Raw genomic sequence first — 21,158 nt, 5'->3', positions numbered from 1 at the left:
CCGACCTTACGAAGCGTGGCCATCAAAACCCTCCGTTGGTTCTACACAGTCTCGGACCCCCTCCGCTGTCCGGCCCGGACAGAACCTCCGAAGCATGCATGGACTCCCCCAGTGGGGACCTTTGGCCTTTGTGGAGATTCAACAAAACGGGGACCGAAGGACCCAGGAAGTTGAAATTTGAACGGAATGGGTCTAGCGTCATTGTTGTTGAAAGTTGAACCACACCGCAGGAATCCCCAGGAGGATGTCATGGGTCTCTTCTCCCGCCGCTCCGGCCAGAACTCCGCCCCGCAGGGCGGCGGCCCGGTCGCCACGCTCGACGTCGACCCGGCGCTCGCCGCGCTCACCGGTGACTACGTCATCGACCCCGCGCACAGCAGCATCGGCTTCACCGTGCGCCACGCGATGGTGACCAACGTCCGCGGCTCCTTCGCCGACCACGAGGGCTCCCTGCACCTGGACGGGAGCGACCCGTCGCGCTCCACCGCCTCCATCGACGTACGGATCGCCTCGGTCGGCACCGGCATCGCCGACCGTGACGCCCACCTGCTGGGCAGCGACTTCTTCGACGCCGAGCTCTTCCCGCTGATGACCTTCCGCTCCACCTCGGCGGCGCAGCTGGGCGGCGACAAGTACCGCATCACGGGCGAGCTGACGATCAAGGACGTGACGCGTCCGCTCTCCATCGACCTGGAGTTCTCCGGCTCGGCCACCGACGTCTACGGCAGCGAGCGCGTGGGCTTCGAGGGCTCCGCGGAGATCCTGCGCTCCGACTGGGGCCTGACCTGGAACGCGGCCCTGGAGGCGGGCGGCGTGATGGTCAGCGACAAGGTGAAGCTGACCTTCGACATCTCGGCGATCAAGCAGGCCTGACCGTCCCGGCCGTACGGCCGGACAGGCCCCGAGCGGAGCCCCGGGGGCGGCTACCAGCCGCCCCCGCCGTCGAAGCCGCCGCCCCCGTCGAAGCCGCCACCGCCGCCGAAGTCCCCGCCGCCGAAGTCGGACGGGTCGAAGTCGGCTCCCGAGACGTCCCCTCCCTCGTAGCCGTACCCGGAGCCGAAGTCCGAGGCGTAGGCCGGGCCGGCCATCATCGAACCGAGCATCGTGCCCATCAGCAGGCCGGGCAGGATGCCGCCGCCGAAGTAACCGCCGGCCCAGGGCCCGTACGCCGGGCCCGCGTCGTAGTACGGGCGCCTGCCGTGCTCCGTGTCGACGGTGCGGACCTCCGGGTCCAGGCCGTCCCGCAGCCGTACGGCGTCCGCCGCGCAGACCGGCACGGTGCGCGCGGCACCGCCCGCCGGGGCCCAGGCGGCGTCCTCCGTGCTCGGCCCGTGGCGCGGGTCGAAGAAGCAGGGCGCGCGGCGCTCGGGCAGCGGCTCGCCCTGCCGGCGGGCATCGAGCCGGGCCAGCGCGAACCGCCCGTCCTCCAGCGCCTGGGTGACCCCCTTCACCTCGTGCGGCTCCCGCACCGAGGCCATGATCCGCTTGGCCCGCTCGTAGGAGTCCAGGCCCTGCTCGTAGTCCTTGCGCATCGCGTCGTCGGCGCCGGGCTCGCCGGGGTGGAAGTCGAGGCGTTCGAGTTCCTCGCCGAAGGCGGTGATGTCCTCGTCCACGACCACGCTCAGCCGCGCGACGGCCTCCCGCCGGGCCTCTTCCTTCTTCTTCCGGTTCCGCTTGACCAGCAGGTACGTCCCGCCGCCGCCCGCGAGGACCACCGCGCCGAGGGCGATCATCGCCCCGGCGGAGGAACCGCCGCCGTCGGAGGCGCCGGCCCAGGAGGCCGGGGCCCTGCCCTTGGCCTGGGTCAGGGCCTGGTCGACGAAGTCGTTCAGCTGGCTCGCGGCGTCCGCCGGCCCGCCGGTCTTCACGGCTTCGGTGAGGTTGTGTACGGCGTTCCGCGACATGACGGCCGGGTCGGCGCCCGCCTTGAACCCGTCGCCGAGCCGGATCGCGTACAGCCCGGTGATCCCGGTCTCGGCGCGCACGGCACCGAGCACCTTGTCCTGCGGGAACTCGGCGGTGGCCGGCAGCACGGCGACGAACACCGGCTTGCCCGCCGCCCTGATCTTGTCGGCCAGGGCGTCCGCCTGGGCCGGCGACAGCTGCGCGGCGGCCCCGGGGTCCACGTGGACCGGCCCCTTCTTCAGCGCCTGGGCCACGGCGGCGATCCCCCCGTCGGCGGCGGCCGCCTGCGGAGCGGCCCCGAGCGCACCGACGGACAGGGCCAGCAGCAGACCGGACAGCACCGATCCCATGCGTACGGATATCAGCCTGGTCCTCATACCGACGACGCTACCCGAACCGGTCATTTCATGTGTGAGCGGGACATAAGCCCGGATCGGGAGTCCGGATGGGCGGCGCGGTCCACGGACCCGGGCTACTCGGCCGGTTCCACGCCCGCGTGGAGGAGGCCGAAGGTGTAGGCGTCCTCCAGGGCCTGCCAGGAGGCCGCGATGACGTTGGGGGCCACGCCCACCGTGTTCCACTCGTTGGTGCCGTCCGTCGTGGAGATCAGGACCCGGGTCGTGGACTCCGTCCCGTGCTTGCCCTCCAGGATGCGGACCTTGTAGTCCACCAGCTCGAACTTGGCCAGCTGGGGGTAGAACCGCTCCAGCGCCACCCGCAGCGCGCGGTCGAGGGCGTTGACCGGGCCGTTGCCCTCCGCCGTGGCGACGATCCGCTCGCCCTTGGCCCACAGCTTGACGGTGGCCTCGTTGGCGTGGGTGCCGTCGGGGCGGTCCTCGACGATGGCCCGCCAGGACTCGGTACGGAAGTACCGGCGCGCCCGGCCCTCGACCTCGGCGCGCAGCAGAAGCTCGAAGGAGGCGTCGGCGGCCTCGTAGGTGTAGCCCGCCAGCTCGCGTTCCTTGACCCGCTCGACGACGCGGGCGATCAGCGCGCGGTCGCCGCCGAGGTCGACGCCGAGTTCCTTGCCCTTGAGCTCGATGGAGGCGCGGCCGGCCATGTCGGAGACGAGCATGCGCATGGTGTTGCCGACGCGCTCGGGATCGATGTGCTGGTACAGGTCCGGGTCGACCTTGATCGCCGAGGCGTGCAGGCCGGCCTTGTGGGCGAAGGCGGAGACGCCGACGTACGGCTGGTGCGTGGAGGGGGTGAGGTTGACGACCTCGGCGATGGCGTGGGAGATGCGGGTCATCTCCGCGAGCGCGCCCTCGGGGAGGACCTTGCGGCCGTACTTGATCTCCAGCGCGGCGACGACGGGGAAGAGGTTGGCGTTGCCGACGCGCTCGCCGTAGCCGTTGGCGGTGCACTGGACGTGCGTGGCGCCCGCGTCGACGGCGGCCAGGGTGTTGGCGACGGCGCAGCCGGTGTCGTCCTGGGCGTGGATGCCGAGGCGGGCCCCGGTGTCGGCGAGGACGGTGGAGACGACGGCGGTGATCTGGGCGGGGAGCATGCCGCCGTTGGTGTCGCAGAGGATGACGACGTCGGCGCCGGCCTCGTGGGCGGTGCGGACCACGGACTTGGCGTACTCGGCGTTGGCGCGGTAGCCGTCGAAGAAGTGCTCGCAGTCGACGAAGACCCGCCGGCCCTGCGCGACGAGGTGCGAGACGGTGTCGCGGACCATCTCCAGGTTCTCGTCCAGGGTGGTGCGCAGCGCGAGCTCGACGTGGCGGTCGTGGGACTTGGCGACGAGGGTGATGACGGGCGCGCCGGATTCGAGGAGGGCGCGCACCTGCGGGTCGGAGGCGGCGTCGCCGCCGGCCCGGCGGGTGGCGCCGAAGGCGACGAGCCGGGCGTTCTTGAAGTCGATCTCGGCCCGGGCGCGGGCGAAGAACTCGGTGTCGCGGGGGTTGGCGCCGGGCCAGCCGCCCTCGATGAAGCCGACTCCGAACTCGTCCAGGTGCCGGGCGATGGTCAGCTTGTCCGCGACCGTGAGGTTGATGCCCTCACGCTGGGCTCCGTCGCGCAGGGTGGTGTCGAAGACGTGGAAGGCGTCGTCGAGGGCCGCTGTCGGCTGGATCGCCTCTGTCGTCGTCATGCTGATCTGACTCCTGTCGGATGAGTGGTTCCGGAGACCGGGGATCCACTGCCCCCATCATCGCGCGCCGCCCGGTTCCGGCATGTTTCTGCCCTTGGAAACGAAAAGACCCCTCGCGGGTGCGAGAGGTCTGCGCGCGGGTCTGAGGCACGGTGGCCGCTGCCGCGGAGGTCGTCCACGGTTTCAGCGGTCACTGAGGACCGGCGCGCTGCTGTCCATAATCATGAGCCGAGCAGACACGCCCGCAGTGTGTCACAAGCCCCGTCGGCGATGGACGCCGGTCTCAGCATGCGGGACGCCCGCGTCCGGCAGACGGCCTCCGTGCCCGCCTAGTCGGTGAGGGTGTCGGCGAGGAACTCCTCGACGTGTTCCAGGATGTCCTCGCGCCCCAGGCCGGGCAGGCCCACGGCGACCTGGATGCTGAACCCGTCGAGCAGGGCCCGGAGCCGGGCGGCGAAGCGGTCGGGGTCCACCGCGCGGAACTCGCCCCGGGAGATGCCCTCGGCGAGCAGGGCGACGAGGTCGCGGTGCCAGGCGCCCTCGATGGCGGCCTGCCGTTCGCGCTCCTGGGGGCCGGCGTTCTGGGACCGGTTCCAGACCTCCAGCCAGAGGGTCCAGTGCGGGTCCCGGGGGCCGTCGGGCACGTACAGGTCCACGTACGCCCGTACGCGCTCGCGCGCCGGGCCGCGGCGGGCGAGCAGGGCCCGCCGCTCGGTGCCGAGGGCGGCCTCGCTCCACTCCAGGGTCTGCAGCAGGAGTTCGTCCTTGCTGCCGAAGTAGTAGAGGAGGTGGCCGCTGCTCATGCCGACCTGCCGGCCGAGGCCGGCCATGGTCAGGCCGTCCAGTCCGCGTTCGGCGATCGTGGCCATGGCGGCGGCGAGTACGTCCTCGCGCGGGGGCGCGTTCTTGCGCGCCGCCCGTACCGGTACTCCACCCGCCACCATGGGTCACTCCTTCACGAGGTCCGCCTCGGGTCAGACCTTCGGCTGCTGCTGGGTGATGCAGTGGATACCGCCACCCCCGGCGAAAATCGTACGTGCGTCAACGAGGGTCACGGTCCGCTCGGGGAACAGTCCGCGGAAGATCTCGGCGGCTTCCTCGTCGCGCGGGTCGTCGAAGGCGCACAGCACCACGCCCCCGTTGCAGAGGTAGTGGTTGATGTACGAGTAGTCCACCCACTCGCCGTCCTCCTCCAGCACGGTCGGCGCGGGGACCTCGACGACCTCCAGCAGCCGGCCCCGGGCGTCGGTGGAGGCGCGCAGGATGGCGGCGATGGTCTTGCAGCGCTCGTGGTCCGGGTGGGCCGGGTCGGGCTGGGTGTGGACCATGACGACGCCGGGGCGGGCGAAGGCGGCGACGATGTCGACGTGGCCCTGGGTGCCGTAGGTGCCGTAGTCGCCGGCCAGGCCGTAGGGCAGCCAGATCGCCTTGGTGGTGCCGAGGTGGGCGTGGATCTCCTCCTCCACCTGCCGGCGCGTCCAGCCGGGGTTGCGGCCCTCGCCGAGCTGCACGGTGTCGGTGAGGAGGACGGTGCCCTCGCCGTCGACGTGGATGGCGCCGCCCTCGTTGACCAGTCGGGTGCTGTAGGTGCGGGTGCCGACGATGTCGGAGACGTGCCGGGCGATCTTCGAGTCGTGGTCCCAGCGGGCCCACTCCTGGGCGCCCCAGCCGTTGAAGGTCCAGTCGACGGCGGCCAGCTCTCCGGCGTCATTGGTCACGAAGGTCGGGCCGATGTCGCGCATCCAGGCGTCGTCGAGCTCCCGCTCGACGAGCTGGACGTCGTCCCCGACGACCGCCCGGGCGCTCTCGGCGTCGCCCGGGGAGACCACGAGGGTCACGGGCTCGTACGCGCGCACGGCGCGGGCGACGGCTCCCCAGGCCTGGCGGGCCTCGGCGAGCTCCTGCTCGTTGGTGAAGGTGGGGTTGGGGCTGGGCCAGGCCATCCAGGTGCGCTCGTGGGGGGTCCACTCGGCGGGCATCCGGAAGCCGTCGTTCGAGGGCTTGGCGGGCTGTGCAGTCATGGCGGGGTCCTTAGAGGAAGTACAGGCGGTTGAGGGAGACCGAGTCGGCCGCTTCGGAGCGCAGCGGTTCCCCGTCGAGGGAGACGAGTCCGCTGCGCGCGTCGACATCGACCGCGCCCACCCGGGAGTTGAGGAGCATGTCCTTGGGGCCGATGCCACGGGTGCCGCGTACGGCCACCCGGCGCCGGCGGGTCGGCATCGCGTCGGAGCCGAGGGCCGCGGCGGCCGCCGAGACGAAGGCCACGGAGATGTCGGCGGCGGTGGCCCCGTAGGAGCCGAACTGCGGGCCGAGGACGAGGGGTTCGCAGGTGTCGGTGGCGGCGTTGGGGTCGCCGGTGACTCCGTAGGCGGGGAAGCCGGACTTGAGGACCAGCTGCGGCTTGGCGCCGAAGAACTGGGGGCGCCAGAGCACGATGTCGGCGAGCTTGCCGACCTCGATGGAGCCGATCTCGTGGGCCAGGCCGTGGGCGATGGCCGGGTTGATCGTCAGCTTGGCCATGTAGCGCAGCACGCGGGCGTTGTCGTCGCCGTCGCCGTCGCCCTCCAGGGGGCCGAGCTCGCCCTTCATCTTGGCCGCCATGGCGAAGGTACGGCGGATGGTCTCGCCGGCGCGGCCCATCCCCTGGGCGTCGGAGGAGGTGATGCCGATGGCCCCGAGGTCGTGCAGGACGTCCTCGGCGCCCATGGTGCCCGCGCGGATCCGGTCGCGGGCCATGGCGGCGTCGCCCGGCAGGTCGGGCTTGAGGTCGTGGACGGAGACGATCATGCCGTAGTGCTCGGCGACGGCGTCCCGGCCGAAGGGCAGGGTCGGGTTGGTGGAGGAGCCGATCACGTTCGGCACGCCCGCCATCTTCAGGACGTTGGGGACGTGTCCGCCGCCGCAGCCCTCGATGTGGAAGGCGTGGATGGTGCGGCCTTCCAGGACGCGCAGGGTGTCCTCGACGGAGAGGCACTCGTTGAGGCCGTCGCTGTGCAGGGCGACCTGGACGTCGTACTCCTCCGCCACGCGCAGTGCGGTGTCCAGGGCGCGGGTGTGGGCGCCCATGTCCTCGTGGACCTTGAAGCCGGAGGCGCCGCCCTCGGCCAGGGCCTCGACCAGGGGCGCGGCGTCGGAGGAGGAGCCCCGGGCGAGGAAGCCGATGTTGACGGGCCAGGCGTCGAAGGCGTTGAAGGCGTGCTTCAGCGCCCAGGGGGAGTTGACGCCGACGCCCCAGACCGGGCCGAACTCCTGGCCGATGACGGTGGTGACACCGGCGGCGAGGGAGGCCTCCATGATGCGCGGGGAGAGCAGGTGGACGTGGGTGTCCACGGCGCCGGCGGTGGCGATCAGGCCCTCGCCGGAGACGATGCTCGTGCCGGTGCCGACCACCACGTCCACGCCGTCGAGGGTGTCCGGGTTGCCGGCCCGGCCGATCGCGTGGACGCGGCCCTCGCGGATGCCGATGGACACCTTCTTGATGCCGAGGACGGCGTCGATGACCAGGACGTTGCTGATCACGACGTCGCAGGTCTCGCGGACGGCGGCGCCCTTGAGGTGCAGGCCGTCGCGGGCGGTCTTGCCGAAGCCGGCCAGGAACTCGTCGCCGGGCTTCTGGGCGTCGTACTCCACCCGGACGGTCAGTCCCGAGTCGCCGAGCCGCACCCGGTCTCCGGCGCGGGGGCCGAAGACGGAGGCGTACTCGTGCGGGTCGATGTGCCGGCTGCTGCCGGGGGCGCAGTGTGCGCTGTGGTCGGTGTGGGGGGTCTGGCGGCTCACGTCCGGTCTCCCTTCGCGTCGTCCCCGGTGGTGGTGGCGCCCAGGTAGCCGCAGGCGGCGGCGCGGGCCAGGGCCTGTTGCCTGGCCCCCGGGGCGTCCAGGGGGCCGTCGACCAGGCCGGCGAAGCCGATCGCGATGCGCTCACCGCCGATCGGGACCAGGCCCACCTCGCCCTCTCCGTGCGGGTCGAAGCGCACCGAGGAGCCCGCCGGTACGCACAGCCGCATGCCGTAGGCGGCGGCACGGTCGAAGTCGAGCCGGGGGTTCGCCTCGAAGAAGTGGAAGTGGGAGGTGACGCTGACCGGCACGGAGGCGGTGTTGCGCACCCGCAGCAGGACCTGCGGTTCGGGCTGCGGGGCGCCGGGGCCGGGAACGACCGCGCCCGGGGCGTCGTCGCCGAGCGGGACGGCGCCGCGGATGGGAGCGGAGACCACCGCGAGGCGGGATCCGTCGTCGAAGACGGCCTCCACGTGGACCTCGGTGACCACGTCGGCCACGCCGGGCAGCACGTCGCCGGGGCCGAGCACGCCGCAGGCCTCCTCGATGGCCTCGGCCAGCCGTTTGCCGTCGCGTGCGGCCTCGCAGACCGTGTCCGCGATGAGCGCCGTGGCCTCGGGGACGTTGAGCCGCAGGCCCCGGGCCCGCCGGGCCCTGGCCAGTTCCGCCGCGCTGCGCAGCAGCAGCCGGTCGCGCTCCGTAGGGGTCAGCCGCACGCCGATCCACCACCTTTTGAGTCGATGGGTTAGAGCATCACTCTAACTCTTCATTTCCTCGCAATGAAGCATTGACCTTTGACCACGGCCTAGGTCACATTGAATGCCGCTCAAACGAATGCGCAACCACCCCCCGCCCTGCCAAGGGAGTCCCCCCATGCCCATCGAACAGCGCGGAGTCGACACCATCCCGGAGGAGGAGCGGACGAGCAGTCCCCGTGACCTGATCTCGATCCTCCTCGGCTCCAACCTCTGCCTCGGCGTGATCGTCTTCGGCTGGCTGCCCCCGTCCTTCGGACTCGGGCTGGTGCCCTCCGTCACCGCCATCGTGACCGGCACCCTGGTCGGCATCGCCTTCACCGCGCCGCTCGCCCTGGTGTCCCTGCGGACCGCGACCAACCTGTCCACCTCCAGCGGCGCCCAGTTCGGCGTACGGGGGCGGCTGGTCGGCTCCGTGGTCGGCCTGCTGCTCTCCCTCGGCTACACCGCGCTCACGCTGTGGATCGGCGGCGACGTGATGGCCGGGACCCTGTCCCGGCTGACCGGGATGCCCGACAACGGGCTCACCCGGGCCGTGATGTACGGCGTGCTCGCCGCGTGCACCGTCGTCGGCGCCGTCTTCGGCTACCGACTGCTGCTGCGCATGAGCAAGGTGCTCTCCATCGGCATGGTGGTCCTGCTGGCCGTCGGCTTCGTCGCCTACGCCCCGGACTTCACGAGCGCCGCCCCGCCGGACACGGAGTACCTGCTCGGCTCCTTCTGGCCGACCTGGCTGCTGGCCGCCGTCGCCGCCGGTCTCAGCGGGCCCGTCGCCTTCATCACCCTGCTCGGCGACTACACCCGCTACGTCTCCCCCCGCCGCCACGGCTCCCGCAAGGTCTTCTGGGCCACCTGCCTCGGCCTGCTCGCCGGCCTGCTGGTCCCGCAGCTCTTCGGCACGTACACCGCCCTCGCCGCCCGGGCCGGCGCCGACTACGCCGGGCCGCTCGTGGAGGCCGCGCCCTTCTGGTACCTCGCCCCGCTGCTCCTCGCGGCGGCGGCCGGCTCGGTGGGCAACGCCGGGCTGATGCTCTACTCCATGGGCCTCGACCTGGACGCCATCGTCCCGAGGGCCACCCGTACGACGGCCACCGTGATCGCCGCGGCCGTGGCCACCGCGTTCGTCTTCTTCGGCTCCTTCGAGTGGGACGTCCAGTCCGCGATGACCTCCTTCGTCCTGCTGCTCACCGCGATCGGCACCCCCTGGGCCGTGATCACCCTGATCGGCTACGTCCGCTGCCGCGGGGTCTACGACGCCGACGCGCTCCAGGTGTTCAACCGCCGGGCCCGCGGCGGCGTCTACTGGTACAGCGGCGGCTGGAACCTCCGCGCCACCGCCTCCTGGGCGGCCGGCGCGGCCGTGGGACTGGCGGCCGTGTCGACCCCGGTGTACGAGGGCCCTCTGCTGGCGCTCACCGGCGGGGTGGACTGTAGTTTCATCCTGTCGGGGCTGGTCGGCGGCGCGGTGTACACCGCGCTGACGGTCCGGCCGCAGGCGGCACCGGACGCCGCTCCGACGACGGAAGCAGTGATGGCGGCGGCCGACTAGGACAGGGGCCGCCGCGTACGACACGGGGAGGCGTCGTGGAAGAGCTCGCATACGTGGCGACGAAGATCGTCAAGGGAGCCGCAGGGCTGGCCTACGTGGTCGGTGAGACCCTGCTGGGCACGGGCGTCGCGGACGGCCCGGTCCAGAGCGGCAAGAAGAAGGACGAGGAGAAGGACGAGGAGCGCTGACCACGCTCCTGTCCCACCGCGACGCCGAAGGCCCCCGCGCAGCAGCGCGGGGGCCTTCGGGTGTCCGGGGGGCGCGGCCTAACCGAGCGGGTGCATCCAGCCGTGGGTGTCGGCGGTCCGGCCGGTCTGGAGCTCCAGGAGCGCCTTGCGGAGCTTCATGGTGACCTCGCCGGGCTGCCCGTCGCCCTGGGTCCAGTTGGCGCGCTCGGACTTGACGGAGCCGACCGGGGTGATCACGGCGGCGGTGCCGCAGGCGAAGACCTCGGTCAGGGTGCCGTTCTCGTTGTCGCGCTGCCAGTCCTCGGTGGTGATCCGGCCCTCCTCGGCGGTGTAGCCGAGGTCGCGGGCGATGGTGAGGAGGGAGTCGCGGGTGATGCCGGGGAGGAGCGAGCCGGTCAGCTCGGGGGTGACGATGCGGTCGCCGTACACGAAGTACAGGTTCATGCCGCCCATCTCCTCGATCCAGCGGTGCTCGACCGCGTCGAGCCAGACGACCTGGTCGCAGCCGTGCGAGGCGGCCTGGGCCTGGGCGACGAGGGAGGCCGCGTAGTTGCCGCCGGTCTTCGCGGCGCCGGTGCCGCCCTTGACGGCGCGGACGTACTCCTCGGAGAGCCAGACCGAGACGGGCTTGACGCCACCGGGGAAGTAGGCGCCGGCGGGCGAGGCGATGACCATGAAGAGGAACTCGTTGGCCGGGCGGACGCCGAGGCCGACCTCGGACGCGAACATGAACGGCCGCAGGTACAGGGAGGCCTCGCCGGAGTCCGGCACCCAGGCGCGGTCCTGCTTGATCAGGGCGTCGCAGGCCTCGATGAAGAGGTCGGCGGGCAGCTCCGGCATGGCCATGCGGCGGGCGGAGGCCTGGAACCGCTCGGCGTTGGCGCGCGGGCGGAAGGTGGCGACGGTGCCGTCGGGCTGGCGGTACGCCTTGAGGCCCTCGAAGATCGTCTGCGCGTAGTGCAGGGTCATGTTCGCCGGGTCGATCGCCAGCGGAGCGTACGGGACCAGCTCGGCGTCGTGCCAGCCGCGGCCCTCGGTCCACTTGATCGTCACCATGTGATCGGTGAAGTGGCGGCCGAAGCCGGGGTTGGCCAGGATCGCTTCGCGCTCCGCGTCGGACAGCGGGTTCGAGGAGGGCTTGAGCTCGATCGTGGGCGTCGTCATGAGTGCTTGTCCTTCACCGGTTGGGTATGGCGGACCGCGCTCATGCGTACTAGGACGTCCGAGCTTCCCCGTAATCCGCGGCCTCGCGTTCGATTATCGCGCGCGGGCAGGCTTCGGAGAAACGGGGCTTTAGCGGCCCAGGGGAGATGGTGGCACCGGGGGCCGCGCAGGAGAAGCCGCCAGGTCCCTTTGTGACCTGGCGGCTTCCTGGGTGGAACGGCCGGGTCAGCCGGCTACTCGCGCGGCGAGGGCGTCGCCGATCGCGTCGGTGGAGCGGAAGGTGCCGTCCCGCTCGGCGAGGTCCGCGGAGACGGCGTCCTCGATGCGGACGGCCTGGGCCTCGTAGCCGAGGTGGCGCAGCAGGAGGGCGACGGAGAGGATCGTCGCGGTCGGGTCGGCCTTGCCGGTGCCCGCGATGTCGGGGGCCGAGCCGTGGACGGGCTCGAACATGGACGGGAAGGCGCCGGTCGGGTTGATGTTCCCGGAGGCGGCCAGGCCGATGCCACCGGTCACGGCGGCGGCGAGGTCGGTGAGGATGTCACCGAAGAGGTTGTCCGTGACGATGACGTCGAAGCGCTCGGGCTGGGTGACGAAGAAGATCGTCGCGGCGTCGACGTGCAGGTAGTCGGTGGTGACCTCGGGGTACTCCTGGCCGACCTTGTCGAAGATGTTCTTCCACATGTGGCCCGCGTACACGAGGACGTTGTTCTTGTGGACGAGCGTCAGCTTCTTGCGGGGACGGGCGTTGGCCCGCTCGTACGCGTCGCGCACGACGCGCTCCACACCGTAGGCCGTGTTGACGCTGACCTCGGTGGCCACCTCGGCCGGGGTGCCGGTGCGCAGGCTGCCGCCGTTGCCGGTGTACGGGCCCTCGGTGCCCTCCCGCACGACGACGAAGTCGATCTCCGGACGGCCGGCGAGCGGCGTGGCCGTGTTCGGGAACAGCTTCGAGGGGCGCAGGTTGATGAAGTGGTCGAAGGCGAAGCGGAGCTTCAGCAGCAGACCGCGCTCCAGCACGCCCGACGGGACCGACGGGTCGCCGATGGCGCCCAGCAGGATCGCGTCGTGGTGCTTGAGGGCCTCCAGCTCCGCGTCCGGGAGGGTCTCACCGGTGCGGTGCCAGCGCTGCGCGCCGAGGTCGTATTCCCTGGTCTCCAGCTTCACATCCTGGGGCAGGACCGCGGTAAGGACCTTGAGGCCCTGAGCCACGACTTCCTGGCCGATGCCATCACCGGGGATCACTGCGAGATTGATGCTGGTCGACATGTCGGAACCGTACTCCGTGTCCCAGCCCTCAGACATATCGCGTCCAGCATTCGGACCAATGGGGGGCGCGACGTGTCCGGGTGCGGGCGGGCTGGTCCACGGTGGCGGGCGTATCCGTCAGTGGCCGGTCGAGCCGCCGTTGTCACGGCGGTCCAGGGCGCGCTGGAGGGCGGCGGCGGCGTTCTTGCGGTCGGCGTCGGCCGGGGAGGTGTGGCGGACGCGACGGGCTGCGGCGGTGGTGGGGGTCATGGTGATCGACTCCTTGGGATCACGGCGTGGCGGGGCCACGGATGAGGGGTGTTCCTTCAAGGCGCCGGAAGAGGCGGGGAGCAGTGCGCCGCAGGGGTTGCCTGCCGGTGGGCGCGCGCTCTCGACCGCCATTCGCAGGATCAGCGAGACGTTCGGCTCCTACAAAGCTAGGGCAGGTCCGGCTGTATGTCTCCGCAATTACTCGGACTTCCTAGTATCTGAGACGCGAAACCGCCCGAAGGGACCCCTGCATGGATTCCGCTTTCAGACCTTGTCGGCCCTGAGTTCCCTGATCAGAGCCCTGACAGCCTGGGTGGATGCCAGTTCCGGTGTGGTGACGTATCCCACCTGCCTCACCGGCCTCCGGGGCCCCAGCGGGGTGATTCCGACGGTGTCCGGAGCCTCGCGCAGCGACAGCTCCGGCATGATCGCCATGCCCAGCCCCCGGCCGACCATCGTCAGCACCATGGCGTCGTCCTCCGCCTTCACCGTGGCCCGCGGGATCCAGTCCTGGGACCGCCACCAGTCCCGGGTGTACGAGCCGCAGTTCTCGTCCCAGTCCAGGAGCGGCAGCGCCTTGGGGTCCGGGTGCCCGGCCGGGTGCACCAGCGCGTACGCCTCCTCCGCGAGCACCCCGGTCAGCAGCCCCGGCGGTACGTCCTCCCGCGCGCCCAGCGTCGCGATGCCCAGGTCCGCCCGGCCCGCGGCCACCTCCCCCGCCGTACCGGCACCGATCTCGCGCACCACCCTGACCTCGGGCCGGATCCCGGGGTGCAGCGCGGCGAGCCGCTCCAGCGCGGGCGGCAGCAGGTGCAGGGCCGCACTGCGGAAGGCCGCGACGCGCAGCACCCCCTCGACCGCGTCCCGCCCGCCGGGGGCCCGGGCCGCGCCGCGCGCCTCCGCGCCCAGCACCTCGTACAGCCGCAGGATGCGCCGGCCCAGCGCGACGGCCCGCTCGCCGGCCGGGGTGGGCGAGGCCCCGGCGCGCCCCCGCTCGAAGAGCACCGCGCCGACCTTGCCCTCGCTGCCGCGCACCGAGTGCGAGACGGCCGACTGGCTGACGCCGAGGGCGGCGGCCGCGGCGGAGAAGCCGCCGGTCTCGGCGACGGCGACCAGGACGCGGAGTTCCTGCGGGGCGAGCTCGGTCACGGGGTTCCCACCTCGGTGTATGAGCCGCGCTCATGGATGCGCGGCATGCATGAGGGCAACCCCCTGCCCGGCCGCGGGATTCCTTCCTACGGTCGTGCCCATGACCGTGAACACCGCTTGCGCCGTCCACCAGATCGCCCGCCCGACCGGCTTCCCCGCCGCCTCCGACTTCGCGTACGTCTCCTCGCCCGTCCCCGAACCCGCCCCCGGCACCGCCCTGGTGGAGAACCTGCTGCTGTCGGTGGACCCGTACCACCGGGGGCTGATGGACGGCGGCGAGGGCGGCTTCGAGCTGAACGCCCCGCTGGAGGGCCGCACGGTGGGCCGGGTGACCGCCTCCCGCGACCCGGGCCTCAAGGAGGGCGACCTCGTCTTCCACCGGGCGGGCTGGCGCACGCACTCCCTGGTCACCCTGGGCGTGGACGGCACCCGCAGGCTGCGGGGCCACGAAGGCGTCCCGCTGGAGGCCTACCTGTCCGTCCTGGGCGGCACCGGCCTCACCGCGTACGCCGCCCTCACCCGGACGGCGGCCCTGCGCGAGGGCGAGGACCTCTTCGTCTCCGCCGCCGCCGGCGGGGTCGGCACCGCCACCGGGCACATCGCCCGGCTGCTCGGCGCCCGCCGGATCATCGGCAGCGCCGGCTCGGCAGCGAAGGTCGCCCACCTCACCGGGGCCCTCGGCTTCGACGCCGCCTTCGACTACCACGACGGGCCGGTCGGGGAGCAGCTGGCGCAGGCCGCGCCGGAGGGCATCGACGTGTACGTGGACAACGTCGGCGGGGACCACCTGGAGGGCGCGCTCGACAGCCTGCGCGAGTACGGCCGGATCGCCTGGGTCGGCGCGATCTCCACGTACAACGGCGACCGTTCCCCCGCCGCGCCCCGCAACCTCTTCGAGGTGGTCCACAAGTCGCTGCGCCTGGAAGGGGTATTGGTCCGCAACCACACCAATCTCCAGGACGAGCTGGAGGACTTCCTGGTCCCCCACCTGCAGAGCGGCCGGATCGGCACCGACACCACCGTCGTCCAGGGCTTCGACCGTACCGTGGAGGCCTTCCTGGGCATGCTGGGCGGGCAGAACCTGGGCAAGATGCTCGTCGCGACCGGGAGCTGATTCCGGCCGTCCGGATGTTCACCGAGTTCTTACCGCACGGATGTAGACCTTTGGCGCGACTGCCGCCACCCTTGCCGTCAATGTGCCAGAGGGGCACGCGAGTTGGAGGCGAGCAGCCAGTGGCACCCATCAGCCGCAGGGGTTTCGTGGGGATCGGCGCCGGGCTCGTGGCGGGGGCGGCCCTGCCCGGGGCCCTGCCCACGACGGCGGCGGCCGCCGCCGCGACGGGCACGATCACCGACGTGAAGCACGTGGTGGTCCTGATGCAGGAGAACCGCGGCTTCGACCACTACTTCGGCAGGCTGAAGGGCGTCCGCGGCTTCGGCGACCGGGCCGCCGGCAACATCCCCGGCGGCTGGGGCACCTTCCACCAGCCCCACTGGGGCGGCCGCCAGTACCCGTGGAGGCTGTCCGCCACCCCCTCGGCCGGCGGCGCCGACGGCCAGACCCTGGCCCAGTGCACCGGCGACCTCCCGCACAGCTGGACCTCGCAGCACGCCGCCTGGAACAACGGCCGGATGGACAACTGGGTCGCCGGGGTCGGCAAGACCCACACCCTCGGCTACCTGGAGCGGGGCGACATCCCCTTCCACTACGGCCTCGCCGACCACTACACCGTCTGCGACGCCTACTTCTGCTCCGCCCTCAGCGCGACGGGCCCCAACCGCACCTTCCTGTGGAGCGGGAAGATCGACGCGGGCAGCAAGGACGGCGGCGAGGAGTCCGGGCTGACCTGGGAGTCCTACGCGGAGGCCCTCCAGCGGGCCGGGATGACCTGGAAGGTCTACCAGAACGCCCAGGACAACTACGGTGACAACGGCCTGGCCTACTTCAAGAAGTTCACCGACGCCCGGCCGGGCGACCCGCTCTGGGACCGGGGCATGGCCTCGGTCCCCCGGGTCTCCGGCTCCACCCCGGACGACATCGCCGCCGCGATCCGCGCGGACGTGGTCGCCGGGACCCTGCCCCAGGTCTCCTGGGTCGTGGCGAGCGAGGCCTTCTCGGAGCATCCGTACGCCCCGCCCGGGGACGGCGCGCACTTCGTGGACCTGGTCTACCGCGCCCTCGCCGCGGACCCGGAGGTCTTCGACTCCACCGTCCTCTTCCTCAACTACGACGAGAACGACGGCTTCTTCGACCACGTCGCGCCGCCGGTCGCCCCGCCCGGCACCCCGGACGAGTACATCGACGGCGTCCCGATCGGACTGGGATTCCGGGTCCCGATGCTGGTGATGTCCCCGTGGACGCGCGGCGGCTGGGTCAGCTCCGAGGTCTTCGACCACACCTCGGTGCTGCGTTTCATGGAACAGTGGACGACGGCGCTGGGCACGCCCGCGCTCTGCCCGAACATCAGCGCCTGGCGCCGCAGGGTGACCGGCGACCTGACGGGCGTCTTCGACTTCGCGCACCCGGTCTACGGGGTTCCGGCGGGCCTGCCGGGCACGGCGAAGGTCATCGGCCAGTCCACCTGCGCCCCGCTGCCCAACCCCGTACCGCAGGACAACGCCCAGCCGGCGCAGGAGCCCGGGACGCGGCCGGCGCGGGCGCTCCCGTACCAGGTCAACGGCAACCTGGACCGCTTCGAGTTCGGGCCGGCCGGCAAGATCCTGGCCTGGTTCTCGATGAGCAACCAGGGAGCGCAGGCCAAGCGGGCGGCGCACTTCTCGATCCACCCGCACCAGCACCGGGACACGGCGGCCTGGCAGTACACCGTCGACCCCGGCGCCACCGCGACGGACTGGTTCTCCATCGGTCTCGGCGCCGGCTCCGGAAAGTACGACATCTCCATGTACGGCCCCAACCGCTTCCTGCGCCGCTTCATCGGCGACGCCACGAAGCCGGGCAGGAACCTGGAGGTCGCGGCCCGCTACGCGGTGGAGTCCGGCACCGGCAAGACCGCCGTCTGGTTCAAGATGACCAACGCCTCCGCCGCACCGGTCACCTTCACGATCCGCTCCAACGCCTACCGCACGGACGGCCCCTGGACCTACACCGTCCCGGCGAACTCCTCGCGCGAGGACTTCTTCAACGCGGTGGCGTACAGCAAGGGCTGGTACGACTTCACCATCCTGGCCGACGCCGACGGCACCTGGTCGCGCCGCTACACGGGCCACATCGAGACGGGCGCCCCGAGCGTCTCGGGCTCTTAGCCGTACGGCCCCCGCGGCCGGCTACACCACGTCCCCGTCGCGCCAGTCGAAGTCGAGCCGCCCGGCCGAGTCCGGCTCGACCCCGCCCGGCGGCGTCCACACGTACGTCGAGCCCTCCTCCTCGGCCAGCCGCTCGGGCCCGGCCGGGCCGAGCACGCCGATCTGCCCCGGGTACGGCTTCCAGCCCCGGCTCTCGTACAGGGCCGCGCCCTCGTCGGAGGCGGACAGGGCACCCAGTACGTACGCCCCGGCGACCACGCCCTCCAGCGCGGCCATGACCGCCCCGCCGAGCCCGCGCCGGCGCCGGTCGGCGCGTACGGCGACGGCCTCGACGTACCCGGTGCGCAGGGCCCGCCCCTGGTGCAGCACGCGCCGCTGGACGAGGCTCCCGTGCGCGACGAGCGCGCCGCCCTCGTACACCAGGGCGTGCATGCCGCCGAGGGCGTGCTCGAAGTCCTCGTCGCCGAAGTCCCCGTCGAAGGCGGCGTCGAGCAGGTCCCGGATCGCGGCGAGGTCGTCCGGGCCGAGCTGCGAGGTGTGTGCGAGACGGGTGTGCGGTGCGTCGCTCATGCCCCCAGTCTGCCCCGGAGCCGCTCCAGTTCGGCGGCCGTCAGCCCCGCTCCGCGCAGGTAGGCGTCCGCATCCAGCCACCGCGCGGTGTCCGCGGCCAGGGCGTGCACGGTGGTGCCGAGACCGGCGGCGTACTCCTCGATCCCGGCCGAGTCGTACTCCCTGCCCCGGGCCGCGTACCGGGCCCGGACCCGGGGCTCGCTCAGCGCGTGGTCGTCCGCGATCTGCTCCGGGGCCGCCCCGGCCAGCCGCAGCAGGACGAGCGCGACGATGCCCGTCCGGTCGCGGCCCAGACCGCAGTGGAAGGCGACCCCGCCCGGCGCGGCGTCCGCGACGGCACGGGCGACGGACGCCACTCGGTCGGGGAAACGCTCCAGGAAAGGCCGGAAATACGCGGGGGTGGCGAAGCCCGGAGTACCCCACCACACGTCCCAGAAGTCGCGGTGCTCGATGCCGTCGAGCGGGATGCGCACGGTCGTCAGCCCGGCCGGACGCGGGGCGCGGTCCACCTCGGGCTCGCCGTCGTTGCGCAGGTCGATGACGGTCCGCACACCGTCTCCGGCCAGTGTGGTCCAGCCCCGCGCGGTGAGGCCGTCCAGGCTGTCCGCCCGTATCAGCGCCCCGGGTCGCAGCGTTCCCAGACCGCCGAGGTCGCGGGCGTTGAAGCAGCCCTCCCAGTCCACGAATCGACCGACGTTCGACACGGTCATAGCCCCCCTGTCAGTACACAACGGACATTGATTCCTGACGTTCCCCTGGCCTCGGGAGTTCCCCCGCTGGAAGATCTGCCCATGTCGCCTGAGACCCAGCAGTGGACCCCCACCCATGGCCGGCCCTACCGGCCCGTCGCCTACCGTCCCGCGCGCATGCCCGGGCCCGAATCCCTCGCGCGCGCCGCGGAGTTGCGGGCCCGGATGGACGAACGGCGGACCGTGCGCCACTTCTCCCCCGACCCCGTTCCCGAGCAGGCCGTCCGTGACGCCATCGCCTGCGCCGCGACCGCCCCCTCCGGGGCGCACCAGCAGCCGTGGACCTTCGTCCTGGTCAAGGACCCGGCCATCCGGCAGCAGATCCGCGCCGCCGCCGAGCAGGAGGAGCAGATCTCCTACGACGGCCGCCTCGGCGACGAGTGGCTCGCCGCGCTGCGCCCCATCGGCACCGACGCCGTGAAGACCCACCTGACCGACGCCCCGGCGCTGATCGTGGTCTTCCAGCAGCGCTACTGGCTCGGCCCGAACGGCACGAAGCGCAAGCACTACTACGTGGACGAGTCGGTCGGCATCGCGGTCGGCATGCTGCTCTCCGCCCTGCACCTGTCGGGGCTGGCCGCCCTCATCCACACCCCGAGCCCGATGCGCTTCCTGGCGCACGTCCTGAACCGCCCGGAGAACGAGAAGGCCTTCGCGGTCATCCCCGTGGGCTACCCGGCCGACGACTGCGAGGTCCCGGACCTGCTCCGCAAGTCCCTGGACCAGGTCCTGGTGGAGGTCTGAACCCGCGGACCCCTCGCCGAACGGGGACCGCCCCCGCTCCGGACTTGGGGGTACCGGAGCGGGGGCGGGGTTCGGGAGCGGGGCGGGTCAGCCCATGTGCGGGTAGCCGTACTCGGTCGGCGGGACCAGGGTCTCCTTGATGGAGCGGGTCGAGGTCCAGCGCAGCAGGTTGGACGCCGCGCCCGCCTTGTCGTTCGTACCCGAGGCACGGCCGCCGCCGAAGGGCTGCTGGCCGACGACGGCGCCGGTCGACTTGTCGTTGATGTAGAAGTTGCCCGCGGCGAAGCGGAGCTTCTCCATCGTGTCGGCGGCCGCGTAGCGGTCCTGCGCGATGACGGCGCCGGTCAGGGCGTACGCCGAGACGTTCTCCATCTGGGCCAGCATCTCGTCGTACTTGTCGTCCTCGTACACGTGGACCGCGAGGATCGGGCCGAAGTACTCGGTCGTGAAGACCTCGTTCTCCGGGTCGGTGCACTCGATGACGGTCGGGCGGACGAAGTAGCCCTCCGAGTCGTCGTAGGTGCCGCCGGCGACGATGGTGCAGGTCGGGTCGGACTTCGCCCGGTCGATCGCGGCCTTGTTCTTGGCGAAGGACCGCTCGTCGATGACGGCGCCGATGAAGTTGCCCAGGTCGCGGACGTCACCCATGGTGATGCCGTCGACCTCGGCCGCGAACTGCTCCTTGAAGCCGTCGTTCCAGATGGAGGCCGGGACGTAGGCGCGCGAGGACGCGGAGCACTTCTGGCCCTGGAACTCGAAGGAGCCGCGGGTCAGGGCGGTCTTCAGGATCGCGCGGTCCGCGGACGGGTGCGCGACGACGAAGTCCTTGCCGCCGGTCTCGCCTACCAGACGCGGGTAGGAGCGGTACTTCTCGATGTTGTTGCCGACCGTCTTCCACAGGTACTGGAAGGTCTTGGTCGAGCCGGTGAAGTGGATGCCGGCGAGCTCCGGGTGGTTCAGGGCCACCTCGGAGACGGCGATGCCGTCGCCCGTCACCAGGTTGATGACGCCCTTGGGCAGACCGGCCGCCTCCAGGAGCTCCATCAGGAGGACCGCGGAGTGCGTCTGCGTCGGGGACGGCTTCCACACGACCACGTTGCCCATCAGGGCCGGGGCGGTCGGCAGGTTGCCGGCGATGGCCGTGAAGTTGAACGGGGTGATCGCGTAGACGAAGCCCTCGAGCGGACGGTGGTCGCTGCGGTTCCACACGCCGGCGCTGTTCGCGGCGGGCTGCTCGGCCAGGATCTGGCGGGCGAAGTGGACGTTGAAGCGCCAGAAGTCGACGAGCTCGCACGGGGTGTCGATCTCGGCCTGCTGCGCGGTCTTGGACTGGCCCAGCATGGTGGAGGCGGCCAGCTTCTCGCGCCACGGGCCGGCCAGCAGCTCGGCGGCGCGCAGGATGATCGCGGCGCGGTCGTCGAAGGACATCGCGCGCCAGGCCGGGGCGGCGGCCAGGGCGGCGTCGACGGCCTCCTGGGCGTCGGCCTGGGTGGCGTTGGCGTACGTGCCGATGACCGACTTGTGGTCGTGGGGCTGGACGACGTCGAAGCGCTCGCCGCCACCCATCCGCTTGACGCCGTTGATCGTCATCGGGAGGTCGATCGGGTTCTCGGACAGCTGCTTCAGCTGGATCTCGAGGCGCGCGCGCTCCGGGCTGCCGGGGGCGTACGAGTGGACCGGCTCGTTGACCGGCGCGGGGACCTGGGTCACAGCATCCATGGGGCGGTAACTCTCCTT

The 21,158-nt window shown here is 71.9% G+C and carries 19 protein-coding genes; 6 read left to right on the top strand and 13 right to left on the bottom strand.

Annotated elements, in window-relative coordinates; all coding sequences use genetic code 11:
- Positions 1 to 249: 249 nt before the first annotated feature.
- On the top strand, positions 250 to 873 hold the full coding sequence (locus AC069X_RS16470; RefSeq protein WP_478729234.1) for a YceI family protein: 624 nt from the start codon (positions 250 to 252) through the stop codon (positions 871 to 873).
- 50 nt (positions 874 to 923) lie between these two features.
- On the opposite strand, the gene AC069X_RS16465 is transcribed toward AC069X_RS16470, so the two are convergent.
- The 6 genes from AC069X_RS16465 to ureA form a co-directional block, all read right to left on the bottom strand.
- Positions 924 to 2,282, bottom strand: a complete 1,359-nt coding sequence (locus tag AC069X_RS16465) for a hypothetical protein (protein ID WP_478729232.1) — start codon at positions 2,280 to 2,282, stop codon at positions 924 to 926.
- Positions 2,283 to 2,377: 95 nt separating this feature from the next.
- Positions 2,378 to 4,000, bottom strand: coding sequence for a citramalate synthase (cimA, locus tag AC069X_RS16460; RefSeq protein ID WP_478729230.1), 1,623 nt, complete (start codon positions 3,998 to 4,000; stop codon positions 2,378 to 2,380).
- A 329-nt stretch (positions 4,001 to 4,329) separates the two neighbouring features.
- Positions 4,330 to 4,944, bottom strand: a complete 615-nt coding sequence (locus AC069X_RS16455; protein WP_478729228.1) for a TetR/AcrR family transcriptional regulator — start codon at positions 4,942 to 4,944, stop codon at positions 4,330 to 4,332.
- A 30-nt stretch (positions 4,945 to 4,974) separates the two neighbouring features.
- Positions 4,975 to 6,021: an agmatine deiminase family protein gene (locus AC069X_RS16450; protein WP_478729226.1), complete on the bottom strand. Its 1,047-nt coding sequence runs from the start codon at positions 6,019 to 6,021 to the stop codon at positions 4,975 to 4,977.
- 10 nt (positions 6,022 to 6,031) lie between these two features.
- Positions 6,032 to 7,714 (bottom strand): urease subunit alpha, encoded by a 1,683-nt coding sequence (locus tag AC069X_RS16445; protein ID WP_478729273.1) that lies wholly within the window; start codon positions 7,712 to 7,714, stop codon positions 6,032 to 6,034.
- Positions 7,715 to 7,773: 59 nt separating this feature from the next.
- Positions 7,774 to 8,490 carry an urease subunit gamma gene (ureA, locus tag AC069X_RS16440; RefSeq protein WP_478729224.1) on the bottom strand — a complete coding sequence of 239 codons (717 nt, stop codon included), beginning with the start codon at positions 8,488 to 8,490 and terminating at the stop codon, positions 7,774 to 7,776.
- 157 nt (positions 8,491 to 8,647) lie between these two features.
- Here ureA and AC069X_RS16435 point away from each other — a divergent pair, with 157 nt between their 5' ends.
- Both AC069X_RS16435 and AC069X_RS16430 read left to right on the top strand, forming a co-directional pair.
- Positions 8,648 to 10,078 (top strand): cytosine permease, encoded by a 1,431-nt coding sequence (locus tag AC069X_RS16435; RefSeq protein ID WP_478729222.1) that lies wholly within the window; start codon positions 8,648 to 8,650, stop codon positions 10,076 to 10,078.
- A gap of 35 nt (positions 10,079 to 10,113) precedes the next feature.
- The gene (locus AC069X_RS16430) at positions 10,114 to 10,266 is read left to right on the top strand and encodes a hypothetical protein (protein ID WP_478729220.1); all 153 of its coding nucleotides are present in this window, start codon (positions 10,114 to 10,116) and stop codon (positions 10,264 to 10,266) included.
- A gap of 78 nt (positions 10,267 to 10,344) precedes the next feature.
- Here the strand turns inward: AC069X_RS16430 and AC069X_RS16425 are convergent, their stop codons facing one another.
- The 4 genes from AC069X_RS16425 to AC069X_RS16410 all read right to left on the bottom strand — a co-directional run bounded on the left by AC069X_RS16425 (position 10,345) and on the right by AC069X_RS16410 (position 14,094).
- Positions 10,345 to 11,430 carry a branched-chain amino acid aminotransferase gene (locus AC069X_RS16425; RefSeq protein ID WP_478729218.1) on the bottom strand — a complete coding sequence of 362 codons (1,086 nt, stop codon included), beginning with the start codon at positions 11,428 to 11,430 and terminating at the stop codon, positions 10,345 to 10,347.
- A 225-nt stretch (positions 11,431 to 11,655) separates the two neighbouring features.
- Positions 11,656 to 12,696, bottom strand: coding sequence for a 3-isopropylmalate dehydrogenase (locus tag AC069X_RS16420; RefSeq protein WP_478729216.1), 1,041 nt, complete (start codon positions 12,694 to 12,696; stop codon positions 11,656 to 11,658).
- Positions 12,697 to 12,813: 117 nt separating this feature from the next.
- Positions 12,814 to 12,945: a hypothetical protein gene (locus tag AC069X_RS16415; RefSeq protein WP_277752153.1), complete on the bottom strand. Its 132-nt coding sequence runs from the start codon at positions 12,943 to 12,945 to the stop codon at positions 12,814 to 12,816.
- A 264-nt stretch (positions 12,946 to 13,209) separates the two neighbouring features.
- Positions 13,210 to 14,094, bottom strand: a complete 885-nt coding sequence (locus AC069X_RS16410) for a LysR family transcriptional regulator (RefSeq protein WP_478729214.1) — start codon at positions 14,092 to 14,094, stop codon at positions 13,210 to 13,212.
- A gap of 100 nt (positions 14,095 to 14,194) precedes the next feature.
- Between AC069X_RS16410 and AC069X_RS16405 the strand changes: the two genes are divergently transcribed.
- Complete coding sequence (locus tag AC069X_RS16405) at positions 14,195 to 15,208, top strand: NADP-dependent oxidoreductase (RefSeq protein WP_478729212.1); 1,014 nt, start codon at positions 14,195 to 14,197, stop codon at positions 15,206 to 15,208.
- Between the two features lie 119 nt (positions 15,209 to 15,327).
- Positions 15,328 to 17,358 carry a phosphocholine-specific phospholipase C gene (locus AC069X_RS16400; protein ID WP_478729210.1) on the top strand — a complete coding sequence of 677 codons (2,031 nt, stop codon included), beginning with the start codon at positions 15,328 to 15,330 and terminating at the stop codon, positions 17,356 to 17,358.
- Between the two features lie 21 nt (positions 17,359 to 17,379).
- Here AC069X_RS16400 and AC069X_RS16395 read toward each other — a convergent pair whose 3' ends face one another.
- Both AC069X_RS16395 and AC069X_RS16390 read right to left on the bottom strand, forming a co-directional pair.
- Complete coding sequence (locus AC069X_RS16395) at positions 17,380 to 17,928, bottom strand: GNAT family N-acetyltransferase (protein WP_478729208.1); 549 nt, start codon at positions 17,926 to 17,928, stop codon at positions 17,380 to 17,382.
- Positions 17,925 to 18,638, bottom strand: a complete 714-nt coding sequence (locus AC069X_RS16390; RefSeq protein WP_478729206.1) for a tyrosine-protein phosphatase — start codon at positions 18,636 to 18,638, stop codon at positions 17,925 to 17,927. The genes AC069X_RS16395 and AC069X_RS16390 overlap by 4 nt, the downstream gene beginning before the upstream one ends.
- 81 nt (positions 18,639 to 18,719) lie before the next feature.
- On the opposite strand from AC069X_RS16390, the gene AC069X_RS16385 reads away from it, so the two are divergent.
- On the top strand, positions 18,720 to 19,421 hold the full coding sequence (locus tag AC069X_RS16385) for a nitroreductase family protein (RefSeq protein WP_478729204.1): 702 nt from the start codon (positions 18,720 to 18,722) through the stop codon (positions 19,419 to 19,421).
- Positions 19,422 to 19,508: 87 nt separating this feature from the next.
- On the opposite strand, the gene pruA is transcribed toward AC069X_RS16385, so the two are convergent.
- Positions 19,509 to 21,140 carry an L-glutamate gamma-semialdehyde dehydrogenase gene (pruA, locus tag AC069X_RS16380; protein WP_478729202.1) on the bottom strand — a complete coding sequence of 544 codons (1,632 nt, stop codon included), beginning with the start codon at positions 21,138 to 21,140 and terminating at the stop codon, positions 19,509 to 19,511.
- Positions 21,141 to 21,158: the final 18 nt, after the last annotated feature.

This window comes from Streptomyces sp. NPDC043896, from assembly GCF_056435605.1.
This window is presented reverse-complemented; position numbering and strand designations above follow the sequence as displayed.